This is a genomic window from Anaeromicrobium sediminis (assembly GCF_002270055.1).
In the GTDB taxonomy this organism is placed as follows: Bacteria; Bacillota; Clostridia; order Peptostreptococcales; family Thermotaleaceae; genus Anaeromicrobium; species Anaeromicrobium sediminis.
In genome coordinates this window covers 42,006-56,702 of record NZ_NIBG01000015.1, presented here as the reverse complement: position 1 = coordinate 56,702, position 14,697 = coordinate 42,006, and the positions used below count along the sequence as shown (strand labels likewise).

The window sequence follows — 14,697 nt, the reverse complement described above, 5'->3', positions numbered from 1 at the left end:
TTATGTTATTATGTTATTAATAGAGGAGGGTGATCATGTTTAGAACATTTTATGTTGCTTCTAAATTTATTTTTGACTTGGCCCTTTTAACTCCTACAAAGATGAAGTTGGAAAAACTTCAAAAAAAAGGCGAAGTCGAAGCATCAGCTGATTTAATAAGTAAAACTACTAATAATTGGGCAAAGCAAATTATACAATCTAGTGGTGTTGAAATTGAAACTACAGGATTAGAAAATATACCAGATGGCCCTGTTGTATTTGTGTCTAACCACCAAGGTTATTTTGATATTCCCGTATTATTTTCTGTTATTACTAAACCTACTAGTTTTATTGCAAAAAAAGAATTAGGCAAAATTCCCGTATTTGGAAAATGGATGGAACTTACAAGATGTATATTTATAGATAGGGGTAATAAAAGACAATCTCTTCAAGCTATTAAAGATGGGATTGCTCTTTTAAAAGAAGGCCATTCTCTAATAATATTTCCAGAAGGTACTAGAAGTAAATCTTCTGAAATGAAGGATTTTAAAAAGGGAAGTTTAAAACTTGCTACAAAGGCTAAAGTACCTATAGTTCCCGTATGTATAAATGGAACTTATAAAGTTTTTGAAGCTAATGATGGTAAAAAAATTACTCCAGCAAAGGTGAATCTAACTTTTTGTGAACCTATATTTACTGATAATATTACAAAAGAGGAAGAAGCTCTTTTAAATGATCAGGTAGAAGGGGCCGTTAGAAAAAATTTATTATCTAATTAAATGAAAAAATCTTAGGAACTTTATTTATGTGTTCTTAAGATTTTTTATTTAAAATGTATATATTCTCTTGTATATTTCTTATTCATGGTATGAAACTTTCTTTCTTCTTCATCACTTATTAAAGTATAGTCATATCCTTTTCTGTAAAAGCCCATTTCAAACCCAGAAAATTTATTAGTTTTTATATCAGCTTTAAATTTATTGGTAGTTACATCAGTTGTAAGGGCATTATAGTTATACCCTACCCTTACTATGTCATCTTCTTCTTCCTGGTGATATGTTTTAAAATATGCTTCTCTTAATTTTACTCTATCTCCTATAGTCTCTTCTATTTCATTCTTATCATGATCGTCTTCTAGATGGTCTCTAACATTTTTCCCCAGTACTGACATGGCATCCTGTATAACTTCCGTAGATATGAGTATCTTTATCCATTCATTTCTTATGGCTCTAGATAACTGTCTCACATCATGGGGTCTGACTCTTATGTCTCTGTCAGAAAGTTCTATACCTACTGCCATGGACAAGTCCCTTGTAGTGACTATTCCTGCCATTGGTTCAAAGGTTTTGTAAAAATATCTTTTTACAGAACTGGTTGAGCCAATGTGTTGTACCGTTTTTCTGTTTAACCCTATAGACTGACCATGGATATTTTCAAACATCCTATGCCATCTTCTTTGAATCTGTTTCCCCTTATTGCTCTTCCTATAGTTACTTATGAATGCCTCAGCAGCTAAACCTTGAAATAGTCCTGTAGCAATACGTCCCACCAATTTAATACTCCTCCTTTGTATTATAATACGACACGAGCCCCTCTTTTCGATACTATTTAGACACAAAAAAATAGAGTTTTAAAAAAAACTCTATTTATAATATATTTCTAGATTAATCTATCTTTAATACGTTAAGTCCACAATAATCATCAAAAATTCTCTCTATCTGTCCATCAATTACATCTACTACAAGTTCACAGGTTCCACTTATCCAACACTCATTTAAATGGCCACCAAAGGCCTTATACTCCTCATCTCCAAGAGTTATATGTAAGTGAAGGTATACTTCTTCTTCTTTAGTAGATATATTTCCTGTTAAGTTTGTAATCTCATACTCTCCAACAAGTTCTTTATTATGGTACTCTTTAGTGTCCGTATTAAATAAGCCTATCGTAACTTTATCAGTGGCCCCTATCCCCACTACAGAACCTAATTTTACATTGTTTTCTTCACAAAAGTTTTTTAATGAACTAACAACTTCTTGTCCCTTATCAATTCTTACAAAATACTTACTTCCCCTCTTTACACACTTCATAGAAATCATCTCCTTTTTGGAACTAACTTAATTTCTATTATATCAAATCCCCTTTTGAGTAGTTTCAATTTTTCACAAATAAAAAAGGCATACTTCGTATGCTTCGCTATGGAACCCGATGGTTCCCTTCGACGCAACTAAAGTTGCTGAGCACCCTCCTTTAAAGAGGCAGGGGAATCCTTCCCCCACACCCCCTTCCTTTTTTACTTATCCCCAGTTTTGATAATGTTATATTTTCCCACAAAGTAAAAAGTAGTTAAATAACTACTTTTTATTGAACATTATACATTCCTCTACTCTGCATATAATTATATATATGCTCTCCATGTTCTTGTTCTTCCTTTTGAATGTGATTTAATATTTGTCTTATATTATGATCCCCACATTCAAATATGGCCGTATCATAATTAGATGAAACGTATTTCTCTGCTACTAATACATTTTCACACAAATATTTATCATTATCTGTTCCAGTTGTATGTATACCTTTAAATTGATATTTATTATCTTGTTTTTGTCCCTGTGCCATAGGTGGAACTTGACCATTTAATATTTTAGTTAAAGTATCATAATGTTCCTGTTCAACCTTGGCATGATCCGCAAATATGTTTTTAAGGACAGAATCATCAGCTCTATTACTATATTCTGTGTATGTTTTCACACATACAGCCTCATTGTCCCTTTGATCCTCTAAAAGTAGTTTTTCTTTTATGCTTAATTCCATAAAAAGCACCTCCTACTTCTAGTTTTGTTTTATTAAAGAATTTTATTCATAATAATACTATGTTTCACGTGAAACATAATATTACCTAATTTATGAAATTATATTATAATTACAGATCGAAAAATTGAAAACGCTCTTAATCGAACTAAAAGACAATCCATAGGAGCTTATTGTGGCTTAACAAGTATTTGTGGAATAGCACCTGCTATCGGAGCTAGTTTTAGTGTGATCCTAGGTGCAGCTTGTCCTAAGGATAAAGAAACTTCTTTGACTATGCATATTATATCTCAAGTCATTGAATCTATTGCCCGGGAAACAGTTCCCTGTTGTTGTAAAAATTTCATGGGTACAGCTTTAGTTTTAAGTTGTAAACTAGCTAATGAACATCTTGAAATAAATTTACCTTATGATTTAAATATTAACTGTGAGGATAGTCATCACCATCCCTATGGATGTAGAAAAACTAAATTCTCTTATTATGGAAATGCATAGGAATCTTAATATAATTTTTTTAATATAGCTAAAAAACATACTATACGTGTACCTTCATTAAATGCTTTTCATAAATTACTTTAGCTATATTAAAAGTATTTTCTTTTGCCTTTGCCATTGCCTCTTCTATACTTTGATTTTCAGGTGTTATACATATTATGTCCTCTATACCAAAGGACTTTAGATCTTCATTTTCAATTTCTACCTTCCCTGCAATGGCAATAGTCTTTTTATTATGCTTCTTAGCCAGAACTGACACTCCAACAGGTACTTTTCCGTATAAGGTTTGATTATCTATTTTACCTTCACCCGTAATAACTAAATGGGCCCTTTTAATTTTTTCTTCTAATCCAATCTCATCTATAACTAGTTTTATTCCCTGTTCCATTTCACCATTTAAATAAGTAACGAAGGCTACCCCTAAACCACCAGCGGCTCCTCCACCTTTTATTTGAGATACTTCTATATTTAAGTCCTTTTCTATAATAGACTCATAATTTAACATACCCTTTTCTAGCTGGCAAATAATTTTCTCATCTGCTCCCTTTTGAGGTGAGAAAATATGGGTTGCTCCATTTTTTCCTGTTAAAGGATTATCCACGTCACAAGCTATTTTAAAACTTATATTTTTAAGTCTTTTATCCATACTAGAAAGATCAATTTTATGAACTTTTTCTAAATCACTACCACATCCAATTAGTTCATCACCATTTGAAGTTAAAAATTTCACGCCTAATGCTCTAGCCATGCCCATTCCACCATCATTAGTAGAACTTCCTCCTAATCCGACTATGATATTTTTACATCCATTTTCTACAGCATGTAATATTAATTGACCTACACCAAAAGATGATGTGTTTAAGGGATTCCTTTCATGTTCATCTAATAAATATAATCCAATTGCAGTGGCCACTTCTATATATGCTGTATTACCATTACCTGATATACCGTAGAATGAATCTATAGTTCTTCCTAAGGGTCCAACTACTTTCAATTGAACTTTTATACCATTGTCATTCCCTATTAAGGCATCTATCATACCTTCTCCACCATCTGAAATAGGAACCTTTATTATTTCTAAATTCTTATCTATATATTTAAATCCTTTTTCTAAATAATTAGCCACCTCTAAGGATGTCATGCTTCCTTTAAAGGAATCTGTTCCTATTAAAATTTTCATTCATATACCTCCTAGTTAAATAAAAAAAGTAAACAAAATAAAACTTTCTCTAAAATGCTTTTTCAGGATAATTTGTAATAATGCCTATTCTATCACTTATTTCTTTTATACGATGAATGTCTTCCTTTTCATTTACAGTCCATACCATTACTTGAATATTATTTTTTATTAATTGTTTTACTAACTCTCTATCAATATATTCAAATGACATGGAAACAAAAGATCCATTTAACTTCCTTACCTTTTCTAGGACTAAATTAGGCATTCCATCAATTAACATGCCTATATTTATTTCATCATCCATATGATGTATATCTTTTATCACTTCATGGTTAAAGGATTTTATAAGGACTTTATCTTTGTGCTTATAGTCCTTTAATAATTTACACAATTGTTCCGCCATGTTAGGATAATTACGGTTATCTTTTTTTATCTCAACAATTAAAGTTTTCTTCCCATCTATAATATTTAGTACTTTTTCTAGGGTTGGAATCTTCTCCCCATTATACTTTTCAGAAAACCAAGCTCCAAAATCAAATTGCATCAATTCTTCATAAGTATAATCACTAATTCTTCCTTTTCCATTAGAAGTCCTCCCTAATACAAAATCATGAGATACTACAACAACATCATCTTTAGTCAAATGTATATCTATTTCAATCATATCAATTCTTTCTTCTTCAAGGGCTAGTTTAATTGAAGATATAGTATTCTCTGGTGCTCTACTAGACCAACCCCTATGAGCTATTATTTTATTCATAACCCCTCCATTATTTTTGATGATTTTTTCTTGTATATTTTTAGTTTATTAGTATATTTATTTAATTATAAATACTTTATGTTAAATATAAAACTAAAAAAAGCTGTGAGTTTCCTCACAGCTATTTTTTATAAGAACATTAATCCTGCAGCTATTATTACTCCTGTATATAGTAAATCTATTATACAGAATCCCATTATATCTCTGGCGCCAAGACCTGCTATTCCTAATGCTGGTAATGCCCAGAACGGTTGAATCATATTAGTCCATGCATCTCCCCACGCTATAGCCATGGCTGTTTTTGCAGTGTCCACTCCAAGGGCCGCTCCTGCTGGCATCATAATAGGTGCCTGAACTGCCCATTGTCCTCCTCCAGAAGGTACAAAGAAGTTAACTATACCTGCACTTAAGAAAGTAAATAGCGGGAAAGTTGTTGCAGTAGATATATTTACAAACCAGTTAGATATAACCCCTGCAAAGGATACTCCCTCAGCACTAGCTCCTACCATCATACCCATAATACCTGCATAAAATGGGAATTGAAGTATTATTCCTGCTGTACCCTTAGCCGCAGTAGACACTGCATCTAAGAATCTTCTTGGCGTTCCATGTAATAGAATACCTACAAACAAGAACATGAAGTTAACTATATTTAAATTTAGTTTAAATCCATTAGTACTAAAGTAATACACCACATAACTCATTCCCATAAGACCTATTAGGATAGATAGTATAGGCGAATTTTCCATTTTATCTGCTGGTGTCATACTCTTTTCCATTGTTGCTGCTTCTTCTTCCTCTAATAACTTAGGATCAATAGCTATTACTTCATCTTTATTAGGATGCATTGCCTTATTTACAAAAGGCATAGTAGCAAGTATTATTCCAAATATAATTAAGTTAAAGCTTGAAAAAATAGTTTGTGATGTGGCTACAGCTTCTGTAACGGCTCCATTAGTTACTTTGGCTAGGTCAGCTCCCCCTGTAGCTAGCTTAAGCGGTACAGACCCTGATATGCCAGAGTGCCATACTAAGAATCCAGAATAGGCTGAAGCTATTAAAAGTCTATAGTCTACACCCTTTACCTCTTTTGCCAATTGTCTGGCATATAAAGCTCCTACAACTAATCCAAATCCCCAATTTATCCAACATGCTAGAGTTGATATGAAAGTAACGGCCATAATCGCCTGTGTTGGAGTTTTGGCTATCCTAGCTAAACGTTTAAGCACGTTTTTAATTAATGGTGCATTAGCTAATGTATGTCCTGTTACTAGTACTAGTGACATTTGCATTGAAAATGCTAATAGCTTCCAAAATCCATTGCTCCAATGATTTATCATAGGCATAAATCCTTGTCCAGTAGTAACCATACCTAGGCCTAATACTAATAAAGTAAGTATTACGGCAAACAAGAAGGGATCTGGTAAATACCTTTGCACTAATCCTACACAAAATTTTGTCAGTTTTTTAAACATTGCCCCACCCCCGAATAATATAGTATTTCTCGCCCCCTATTATAATTAAAAACCTATTCTTTATACAAGAATAGGTTTAGGTCAGTTTTATTCATTTAATCATGTTTTTCTTCCATTTACTAGTAATTAGTAAGTAATTCGCATTTTTATGAATCCTGTATTTTTCAACGTTTTTAGCTATTTTTCGTCATTTTTAGACTACGAAGAGCTAATAAATATGAATTATACCCAAAGCCACTTATTTGGCCTATACAAACAGGCGCTGTTACGGATTTAGTTCTAAATTCTTCCCTTTTATGTATATTAGATAGATGAACTTCTATTGTAGGTATATTAACTGAACCTATGGCATCCCTTATGGCATAACTGTAGTGGGTAAAAGCCGCAGGGTTTATAACTATAGCATCCTTATTCCCATAGGCTTCATGGATTTTATTTATTATTTCACCTTCTATATTTGATTGATATATTTCTATGTTTATATGTAATTTATTTCCTTCTTCTATTATTAAATCATTTATATCTTCAAAGCTCTTTTCTCCATATACACTTTTTTCCCTTATTCCTAACATATTTAAATTTGGTCCATGGATTACTAATACATTCATCTTCTACTCCCCTTTAATATGATTTTAATCTCTAAACTTATCTTCAAAATATTTATTAATATCCTTGTATACCTTCATAACTAGCTCTTCATTGATTTTTTCATTTTTCCAAATCTCTTGTGCTCTTATTCCTTGATAAAATAACATTTCAAATCCATTTATAACTTGTGCTCCCTTTTCTTTAGCCCTTTTTAAAAACTCTGTGTGATAGGGATTATATATTAAATCATAGGCTACTTTCACATTTTCTAAATGAATTTCATCTATAGGCATAACCCCTTTATACTCACCCATTCCTAACGGTGTGGAATTCACTATCATATAGTAGCTATCATTTATTTCATCACATATATGTATATCCTTATTACTACTAAACTTTATTATATTTTCTACCATATCCTCAGCTTTGTTTCTACTTCTATTTTTAACATGTACACAAGCACCCTTTTTAAGTAATTCATATAAAACTACACTTGCAGCTCCACCGGCACCTAACAATAATACTTTCTTTTCTTCTAAATCTAAATGTTCTATACTCTTTGAAAACCCATAACCGTCCGTATTATATCCCATCAGTTTGCCACTTTCCACTTTTACTGTATTTACTGCATTATATACCTTTGAATTCTCATCCATCTGATCTAAATATTTAATTATATTTTGCTTATGTGGCTTAGTTATGTTAAACCCATATAAATTATTTCTTAAAGTATGTATATTCGCCCCTAATTCTTCATATCTTATCTTAAGTGGTATATAAGCAGAGTCCTTTTCTTCATAATCAAATAGAGTGTTGTGTAGCTCTGGCGATAAACTATGATTTATTGGGTCTCCTATAACTGCATATAACTTGGTACTTCCTTTTATCCTATGATTCATACTATCAACCCCTTTAGACTTTTTCTTATTCTATACAATACCACTTTTTTAATCATTTATCCACGTATTTTCTATGCTGTTTAGGGAATACTCTTAATATATATTTTCCTATGATAGGAGGACAAACTATTTCATGTTTGATAAGAAACTTTCAACCCCATCTATTGATGTAAATGGGAATATGCCTTACTTAAATTTCAATAGAGCCTTTAAAGAGTGTTTTGAGACTCATTATACGGATAGTTATGAAGAAATTATAATTATGTGTATTGGAACAGACAGATCCACAGGTGATTCTTTAGGTCCATTAGTTGGGTACAAGCTAGAACGTTATTCTAGAATGATTCCAAATTTCTATGTTCATGGAACTTTAGATAATCCCGTTCATGCAAAAAATCTAAAGGATAGTATTGAAGACATATATTCTAACTACAATAAACCTTTTGTTATAGCCATTGATGCCTGTTTAGGCAAGTCCACTAGAATAGGTCATATTAAAGTAGGTAGTGGTTCTATACGTCCTGGAGCAGGAGTAAATAAATCCCTACCAGCCGTAGGTGATATATATGTTACGGGAATAGTTAATCTAAGTGGTTTTATGGAATACATAGTTCTTCAAAATACACGTCTTAATTTGGTCATGAAAATGGCAGATACTATTTCAGAAGGGATTCGCCATTGTCTTTGGAGTTTTAATAAACCAAAACAAAGTAATTTATTTTAAAAGTGAAAGGGATATAAAAGTTTCGTATGAAACTTTTATATCCCTTTTATCTAAAACAATCCTTCATAACTTCTATGCTCTATAGCATATATTATATCTCTTAAACCTTTATTGTGTACATCTACTACAATTGCTCCTCTTTCCATATCTAAAACATTGTCGTAGTTATTTAAATAAGCCAAAGAACTTTCTCTACTATCATAAAGTATAGCATCTACATATCCATCATACCTATCATGAACCACTTCATATCCTCTGGCATCTAACTCTCTTCCTATTTGTTCAAGATTATTGGGAATTGCTACAACCTTTGGCATAGGCACACCTCCTAGAACTATTATTGCTAGAAGGTTTATCTTTTATACTATGATAGTTAATTTTTTCCTAGTATTTTAAGAGTTTATAGCCATTTTTAATGCTTTCTTTTCCTCATCGGAAAGATTTGTCTGTGGTTCTTTATTTTTAATTTGCTTACCAAATGTAACCGTATTCTGTCTTCCATATAAACTAGTAAATATTATACCATTATAATTTCCATCTAATAGAGCCATACTAAAGCTTAAATTGCCACCCACATCATCATAAGCATTATATTGTACGATTCCTATATTTTGAACACACGTTTTTATAATTTTGCTTAACTCTTCTAATCTTTCTTCTTTTTTATTATTTTCTTCTAATAAAAACTTAATATGATCATAATATTTAGATACAATTTCTTCTAGACTTTTATTGTCTAGTCCATCACTTAATTTATTATATCTCTTATTAAGCGTGTTTATTCCTTTTCTTTGAACTAATATGAACACAAGCATTATAATATTTAATAAAATAAGTCCTAAAATAAGAGCTCCTGTATTTAGTTCCATAAGATTCATAATATCATTCATTTTATCCCTCCTCTAACCTCTCTATTATAGCACAAAAGGGACAGTTATCCCTATAATTAGATAAGCATCCCCAATGAAATAGACCCATAGTCATATGGGTCTATTTATTTAATTCTTCACTTATTTTTTTAATAGCATCTACGGCTTTATCTATATCTTCTTTAGTATTAAAATACCCTATACTAAGTCTCACTGTTCCTTCTTCTAAGGTACCTATAGTCTTATGGGCTAATGGAGCACAATGAAGACCTGTTCTCACACCTATGTCAAAATCCCTATCCAAAATATAACCTACGTCAGAGCAATCTAAACCTTCTAAATTCATGGATATAACTGCTCCTTGTTTATTAGAGTCCGCAGGACCATATATTTTAACCCTATTTACTTTTTTTAATTCGTCTATCATATACCCCGTTAATTCTTTTTCATGGTTTCTTATTTTCTCTAATCCCTCTTCTAGTAGGAATTCTATTCCCGCTCCTAAACCTACTATTCCACAAGTATTATTAGTTCCACTTTCATATTTATCTGGAGCTATATCTGGCTGAACAAGGGATTCTGATTTGCTTCCTGTTCCACCTTCTTTTAAGTGTCTTATATTCAAACCTTCTCTTACATATAAAATTCCAGTACCCTGAGGACCTAATAAACCCTTATGTCCTGGCATGGCTAACATATCTATATTCATCTTCTGTACATCTATATCATATATACCTGCACTTTGAGCTGCATCTACTAAAAATATAATATTTCTACTTTTAGCAATACTACCTACCTCTTCTATAGGCATTAATGTACCCGTAACATTGGATGCATGAGTCATAACTATCATTTTAGTATTATGTCTTATGGCTCTTTTTAGATTTTTTATATTAAGAGTTCCATCTTTTTCACATTGAACCACAGTATTTCTCACACCATACTTTTCCAATGCCTTAATAGGTCTTATGACAGAGTTGTGCTCCATACTAGTAGTTATAACATGATCTCCCCTTCTTAAAAAACCTTTTATTCCTAAGTTTAAAGAATCCGTTGCATTAGAAGTGAATATTACCCTCATAGGATTTTCTATATTGAATAATTTACAAATTAATCCCCTAGTTTTGTGTATCTCTCTACCGGCTTTTAATGCAAGTTTATGTCCTGCTCTCCCAGGATTAGCACAATAGTTTCTCATACAGTCATCCATAGCTACATAAACACTTTCTGGTTTAGGAAAACTAGTAGCTCCGTTATCTAAGTAGATCATCAAACCACTCCTTTCATACTATATTATGCACTTTGTAAGAGAGTCGTTTCTTTTATTGTTGTCTCTTGTGTTTCACATGAAACACTCTGCTAATTTATTGTTTTGCTATTATTATATTATTCACATTAAACACTTCTTTAATGTGATTAAAAAATTCTCTCATTATAATGGACCTGTAACTTTCACTAGAGGTTATTATAAGCAAATCTTTCTCGTGTTTATTTATTCTAATAAGGCTATTAAAATACTTTTCAAAGTATTTTTCACCAACTCTTTCTTTTAATTTCATAAAGTCTTCTTTAAGTTCCTCTTTTATTCTCTCTTCCATCTTAGTAAAAGGAACCTCTGATATTTCCTCAGGTATGTTTAGTAACGATTCAGTATAAAAATCCATTCTTATTCCTCCCTATTTTCACTTTACCATATATATTATAATCTTTTACAATTTTTATCAAAAGAGTAATATAGAAAAACCTTATAGTTTTTTTTAAACTATAAGGTTTTTCTATAGGATTAGTTGGTTGTATATAAGTAATACCCCAAAAAAAGATAATGTTTCACGTGAAACATTATCTATTTTTGTAAGAACTCTAATATTCTATCTAATTCATCATCGCTATAATACTCAATTTCTATCTTTCCCTTTTTCTTCCCTTTAACTATGTTAACTTTAGTTCCTAACAGGCTTTTTAAATTATCTTCTAAATATAATAGGGTAGCATCCTTTTTCTTTTGTACTTTTTCCTTTATTTCTTTTTCTTCTAATAAGTCACCTACAAGCTTCTCTAATTCCCTAACAGATAGATTATTTTCTATTACCTTTTCCATTATGTCCTTTTGTATATGTTCATCTGTAAATCTCAATAATACCCTAGCATGTCCACTTGTTATTTGACCCCTAATCACTTCTTCTTTCACAATGTCAGGTAAGTTTATCAATCTAATAGTATTGGCTATATATGATCTACTTTTACCTACAGCAGAAGATATGTTTTCTTGAGTCAATTTATACTTGTCCATCAAATTTCTATAGGCAATTGCCTCTTCAATAGGATTCAAATCTTCCCTTTGTAAATTTTCAATTAAAGCTATTTCTACTACATCTCTCTCTTCCACATCTTTGATTATACAAGGTATTTCCTTTAGCTGCGCAACCTTAGCAGCTCTAAATCTTCTTTCTCCTGCTATTATTTCATATTTATCTCCCATAGTTTTTACTATTATTGGCTGAATTACACCATGTTTTTTTATAGAGTCTGAAAGAATATCTATCTTCTCTTCATCGAAATATTTTCTAGGTTGGTCCTTATTAGCTTTTATTTTACTTATGTCTATTTTCAATATACTCCCTTTAATTCCATCTGATTTTTTATTACTTTCTGGAATAAGGGCATTTAATCCTCTACCTAATCCTCTCTTTCCTTTAGCCAACTATATCACGTCCTCTTCTAATTCTAAAAATTCTTCAGCAAAGTCATTATAAGCTTCTGCGCCCTTGGATTTGGGATCATATTCTATTATAGGTAGTCCATGGCTAGGTGCTTCTGCCAATCTAACATTTCTAGGTATTAATGTGGTGTACACCTTTCCTCTAAAATACTTTTTAACTTCATCAACAACTTGTATAGATAGATTAGTACGTCCATCAAACATACTAAGAACTACCCCCTGAATCTCTAAATTAGGATTTAGACCATTTCTTACTAGTTCTATAGTATTCATAAGTTGACTTACTCCCTCTAGAGCATAATACTCACATTGTATAGGGATTAATACACTATCTACAGCTGTTAATGCATTAATTGTCAATAATCCTAAAGATGGCGGACAATCTATAAATACATAGTCATATTGATCTTTCACACTATCTATAGCATTTTTCAAAATTATTTCTCTGTTTTCTAAAGTAGTAAGCTCAATTTCGGCTCCTGCTAATTCAGTACTAGAAGGAACTAATTGTAGGTTATCACATTCCGTATCTATTATTGATTCTAAGGCACTACTCTCTTCTAGCAGAATATCATACATGCTACTTTCTAAACTATTCTTGTCTATACCAAAACCACTAGTGGTATTCCCTTGAGGGTCTATATCTATTACTAATATCTTTTTACCCAGTTGTGCAAGACAGGCGCTTAAATTCACATTTGTTGTTGTCTTTCCAACTCCACCTTTTTGGTTAAACACTGCAATGACTTTACCCATATTTATCACCCCGAAAAATATTTATTAATTACTATAAATTTCGGTAAAATATATGATTATTCCTTCTTTTTCATCTATTCTTTTATTTGTTATATTTTTTCATTTTAGAGAATAGAAATAGTAGTATGAAAAGAATATATGGGAGGAAAGCTCATGTTCAAAATAATGTTAACTGCCTTTTGGATGGTATTCTTAGCAGAGCTTGGAGATAAAACTCAACTTCAAACTATGATGCTTGCTACTCAATGTAAATCTCGGCTTCCAGTTTTTTTAGGTAGTTCTATCGCCTTAATGTTAAGTTCCTTTTTAGCTGTTACTTTAGGAAGTTACATAACCAGGTATGTACCTCCGTTCTACCTTCGATTAGCAGCTGGTTCAGCCTTTATAATAATTGGTACATTAACTATAATAGGGAAATTATAATTTATCTATAGATTATAAAAGGTGACCATATGGTCACCTATCCTTGATCTTTGGGTATCTTTACAGTTACTTCTATATATTCACCCTTGTCCTTTTGATTATATTCAGCCTTAAGTCCCGTATCCTTTATGGCATTATATGCATTCTTTAAAGTATTTAAATATATTCTAAAATTAAAGGCACTTTTTATCTTCCTTTTGTTGTCGTCTTTTTCTTCTCTAAACTCTTCTAATATGCTTTTTATTCTATCCTCAGTCTTTTTTACAGTTAAATCTTTATCTATGATTTCTTTTAAAACCATAAGTTGTAACTTTTCATCATGGAGCTTTAATAAAGCCCTTCCATGTCTTTCTGTAAGACCATGTTCTATAAGCGATGCCTTAACTTCTTCTGGTAACTTTAATATTCTTAGCTTATTGGCTATAGTAGACTGACTCTTTCCTACTTTTTTTGCCACATCATGTTGAGTAAAGTTATGATCTTTCATTAAGTTTTCATATCCTAGAGCCTCTTCTATGAAATTTAAATCTTCCCTTTGAAGGTTTTCTATTAAAGCTAATACAGCAGAATCTTCATCTGTCATATTCCTAACTATGGCAGGGATAGTTTCTAATCCAGCATGCTTTGTAGCTTTTAATCTTCTTTCTCCAGCTACTAATTCATATCTATTTTCTCCTAAATTCCTAACGCTAATGGGTTGTAATACTCCATAACATTTAATAGATTCGCTTAATTCTTCTATATGTGCTTTATTAAATATTCTTCTTGGTTGATATGGATTTGGGGAAATTAAATTAACTGGAATCTCTACCACTTTAGCGTTTCCGTCTCTTATCATCATTACTCTTCTCCTCTTAATATCTAATTGTAATAACTATTCGTCAAAAATATTAATGTTCCTTCTTATAATGAATATTTTGTGTAAGTTTTTAGAATAATTCTTATTCACATGTGGATAAATAGAGATTTTTGTCTTTTACTACTTATCCACATGTGAATTAAACGTCCCACCGATTTTTTAT

The 14,697-nt window shown here is 31.5% G+C and carries 18 protein-coding genes and 1 pseudogene; 4 read left to right on the top strand and 15 right to left on the bottom strand.

The annotated features are described in order from the left end of the window. Positions 1-35: 35 nt before the first annotated feature. The gene (locus CCE28_RS15230; protein WP_095134587.1) at positions 36-758 is read left to right on the top strand and encodes a lysophospholipid acyltransferase family protein; all 723 of its coding nucleotides are present in this window, start codon (positions 36-38) and stop codon (positions 756-758) included. A 44-nt stretch (positions 759-802) separates the two neighbouring features. Here CCE28_RS15230 and CCE28_RS15225 read toward each other — a convergent pair whose 3' ends face one another. The 3 genes from CCE28_RS15225 to CCE28_RS15215 all read right to left on the bottom strand — a co-directional run bounded on the left by CCE28_RS15225 (position 803) and on the right by CCE28_RS15215 (position 2,790). Beyond that, positions 803-1,531: a hypothetical protein gene (locus CCE28_RS15225; protein ID WP_095134586.1), complete on the bottom strand. Its 729-nt coding sequence runs from the start codon at positions 1,529-1,531 to the stop codon at positions 803-805. A gap of 112 nt (positions 1,532-1,643) precedes the next feature. Continuing rightward, positions 1,644-2,066, bottom strand: a complete 423-nt coding sequence (locus tag CCE28_RS15220) for a PPC domain-containing DNA-binding protein (RefSeq protein WP_095134585.1) — start codon at positions 2,064-2,066, stop codon at positions 1,644-1,646. A 271-nt stretch (positions 2,067-2,337) separates the two neighbouring features. Further along, positions 2,338-2,790 (bottom strand): spore coat protein, encoded by a 453-nt coding sequence (locus CCE28_RS15215; protein WP_095134584.1) that lies wholly within the window; start codon positions 2,788-2,790, stop codon positions 2,338-2,340. Between the two features lie 102 nt (positions 2,791-2,892). Here CCE28_RS15215 and CCE28_RS15210 point away from each other — a divergent pair. Then, positions 2,893-3,282, top strand: a pseudogene (locus CCE28_RS15210) (DUF5714 domain-containing protein); the annotation flags it as partial. A 40-nt stretch (positions 3,283-3,322) separates the two neighbouring features. On the opposite strand, the gene CCE28_RS15205 reads toward CCE28_RS15210, so the two are convergent. From CCE28_RS15205 to aroE, 5 genes are all read right to left on the bottom strand, one after another. Further along, entirely contained in the window at positions 3,323-4,462 is a 1,140-nt protein-coding gene (locus tag CCE28_RS15205; RefSeq protein ID WP_095134582.1) for a glycerate kinase family protein, read from the bottom strand. Positions 4,463-4,511: 49 nt separating this feature from the next. Further along, positions 4,512-5,222: a glycerophosphodiester phosphodiesterase gene (locus CCE28_RS15200; RefSeq protein ID WP_095134581.1), complete on the bottom strand. Its 711-nt coding sequence runs from the start codon at positions 5,220-5,222 to the stop codon at positions 4,512-4,514. A gap of 128 nt (positions 5,223-5,350) precedes the next feature. Then, positions 5,351-6,697 (bottom strand): TIGR00366 family protein, encoded by a 1,347-nt coding sequence (locus CCE28_RS15195; protein ID WP_095134580.1) that lies wholly within the window; start codon positions 6,695-6,697, stop codon positions 5,351-5,353. Positions 6,698-6,870: 173 nt separating this feature from the next. Further along, entirely contained in the window at positions 6,871-7,305 is a 435-nt protein-coding gene (gene aroQ / locus CCE28_RS15190; protein ID WP_095134579.1) for a type II 3-dehydroquinate dehydratase, read from the bottom strand. Positions 7,306-7,329: 24 nt separating this feature from the next. Further along, positions 7,330-8,184, bottom strand: coding sequence for a shikimate dehydrogenase (aroE, locus tag CCE28_RS15185; protein ID WP_095134578.1), 855 nt, complete (start codon positions 8,182-8,184; stop codon positions 7,330-7,332). A 133-nt stretch (positions 8,185-8,317) separates the two neighbouring features. Here aroE and yyaC point away from each other — a divergent pair, with 133 nt between their 5' ends. Beyond that, a complete protein-coding gene (gene yyaC, locus CCE28_RS15180; RefSeq protein ID WP_095134577.1) occupies positions 8,318-8,908 on the top strand; it encodes a spore protease YyaC in 591 nt (196 codons plus the stop codon). 50 nt (positions 8,909-8,958) lie between these two features. On the opposite strand, the gene CCE28_RS15175 is transcribed toward yyaC, so the two are convergent. The 6 genes from CCE28_RS15175 to CCE28_RS15150 all read right to left on the bottom strand — a co-directional run bounded on the left by CCE28_RS15175 (position 8,959) and on the right by CCE28_RS15150 (position 13,252). Further along, positions 8,959-9,225 (bottom strand): YkuS family protein, encoded by a 267-nt coding sequence (locus CCE28_RS15175; protein ID WP_095134576.1) that lies wholly within the window; start codon positions 9,223-9,225, stop codon positions 8,959-8,961. A 75-nt stretch (positions 9,226-9,300) separates the two neighbouring features. Further along, positions 9,301-9,798, bottom strand: coding sequence for a DUF4446 family protein (locus CCE28_RS15170; RefSeq protein ID WP_095134575.1), 498 nt, complete (start codon positions 9,796-9,798; stop codon positions 9,301-9,303). 100 nt (positions 9,799-9,898) lie between these two features. After that, entirely contained in the window at positions 9,899-11,047 is a 1,149-nt protein-coding gene (locus CCE28_RS15165) for an aminotransferase class V-fold PLP-dependent enzyme (RefSeq protein ID WP_095134574.1), read from the bottom strand. A 94-nt stretch (positions 11,048-11,141) separates the two neighbouring features. Beyond that, the gene (locus tag CCE28_RS15160; protein WP_095134573.1) at positions 11,142-11,441 is read right to left on the bottom strand and encodes a hypothetical protein; all 300 of its coding nucleotides are present in this window, start codon (positions 11,439-11,441) and stop codon (positions 11,142-11,144) included. Positions 11,442-11,620: 179 nt separating this feature from the next. Beyond that, the gene (locus CCE28_RS15155; RefSeq protein WP_095134572.1) at positions 11,621-12,478 is read right to left on the bottom strand and encodes a ParB/RepB/Spo0J family partition protein; all 858 of its coding nucleotides are present in this window, start codon (positions 12,476-12,478) and stop codon (positions 11,621-11,623) included. Beyond that, entirely contained in the window at positions 12,479-13,252 is a 774-nt protein-coding gene (locus CCE28_RS15150) for a ParA family protein (protein ID WP_095134571.1), read from the bottom strand. Between the two features lie 153 nt (positions 13,253-13,405). On the opposite strand from CCE28_RS15150, the gene CCE28_RS15145 reads away from it, so the two are divergent. Then, positions 13,406-13,675, top strand: coding sequence for a TMEM165/GDT1 family protein (locus CCE28_RS15145; protein ID WP_095134570.1), 270 nt, complete (start codon positions 13,406-13,408; stop codon positions 13,673-13,675). Positions 13,676-13,712: 37 nt separating this feature from the next. On the opposite strand, the gene noc is transcribed toward CCE28_RS15145, so the two are convergent. After that, positions 13,713-14,516: a nucleoid occlusion protein gene (noc, locus tag CCE28_RS15140; protein ID WP_242972992.1), complete on the bottom strand. Its 804-nt coding sequence runs from the start codon at positions 14,514-14,516 to the stop codon at positions 13,713-13,715. Between the last annotated feature and the right edge of the window lie 181 nt (positions 14,517-14,697).

What these genes read in the sequence shown, in the direction of transcription:
- CCE28_RS15230 (WP_095134587.1), top strand. Translation starts at nt 36, where the DNA reads ATGTTTAGAACATTTTATGTTGCTTCTAAATTTATTTTTGACTTGGCC.
- CCE28_RS15220 (WP_095134585.1), bottom strand. Translation starts at nt 2,066, where the DNA reads ATGAAGTGTGTAAAGAGGGGAAGTAAGTATTTTGTAAGAATTGATAAG.
- CCE28_RS15215 (WP_095134584.1), bottom strand. Translation starts at nt 2,790, where the DNA reads ATGGAATTAAGCATAAAAGAAAAACTACTTTTAGAGGATCAAAGGGAC.
- CCE28_RS15205 (WP_095134582.1), bottom strand. Translation starts at nt 4,462, where the DNA reads ATGAAAATTTTAATAGGAACAGATTCCTTTAAAGGAAGCATGACATCC.
- CCE28_RS15200 (WP_095134581.1), bottom strand. Translation starts at nt 5,222, where the DNA reads ATGAATAAAATAATAGCTCATAGGGGTTGGTCTAGTAGAGCACCAGAG.
- CCE28_RS15195 (WP_095134580.1), bottom strand. Translation starts at nt 6,697, where the DNA reads ATGTTTAAAAAACTGACAAAATTTTGTGTAGGATTAGTGCAAAGGTAT.
- aroQ (WP_095134579.1), bottom strand. Translation starts at nt 7,305, where the DNA reads ATGAATGTATTAGTAATCCATGGACCAAATTTAAATATGTTAGGAATA.
- aroE (WP_095134578.1), bottom strand. Translation starts at nt 8,184, where the DNA reads ATGAATCATAGGATAAAAGGAAGTACCAAGTTATATGCAGTTATAGGA.
- yyaC (WP_095134577.1), top strand. Translation starts at nt 8,318, where the DNA reads ATGTTTGATAAGAAACTTTCAACCCCATCTATTGATGTAAATGGGAAT.
- CCE28_RS15175 (WP_095134576.1), bottom strand. Translation starts at nt 9,225, where the DNA reads ATGCCAAAGGTTGTAGCAATTCCCAATAATCTTGAACAAATAGGAAGA.
- CCE28_RS15170 (WP_095134575.1), bottom strand. Translation starts at nt 9,798, where the DNA reads ATGAATGATATTATGAATCTTATGGAACTAAATACAGGAGCTCTTATT.
- CCE28_RS15165 (WP_095134574.1), bottom strand. Translation starts at nt 11,047, where the DNA reads ATGATCTACTTAGATAACGGAGCTACTAGTTTTCCTAAACCAGAAAGT.
- CCE28_RS15160 (WP_095134573.1), bottom strand. Translation starts at nt 11,441, where the DNA reads ATGGATTTTTATACTGAATCGTTACTAAACATACCTGAGGAAATATCA.
- CCE28_RS15150 (WP_095134571.1), bottom strand. Translation starts at nt 13,252, where the DNA reads ATGGGTAAAGTCATTGCAGTGTTTAACCAAAAAGGTGGAGTTGGAAAG.
- CCE28_RS15145 (WP_095134570.1), top strand. Translation starts at nt 13,406, where the DNA reads ATGTTCAAAATAATGTTAACTGCCTTTTGGATGGTATTCTTAGCAGAG.
- noc (WP_242972992.1), bottom strand. Translation starts at nt 14,516, where the DNA reads ATGATGATAAGAGACGGAAACGCTAAAGTGGTAGAGATTCCAGTTAAT.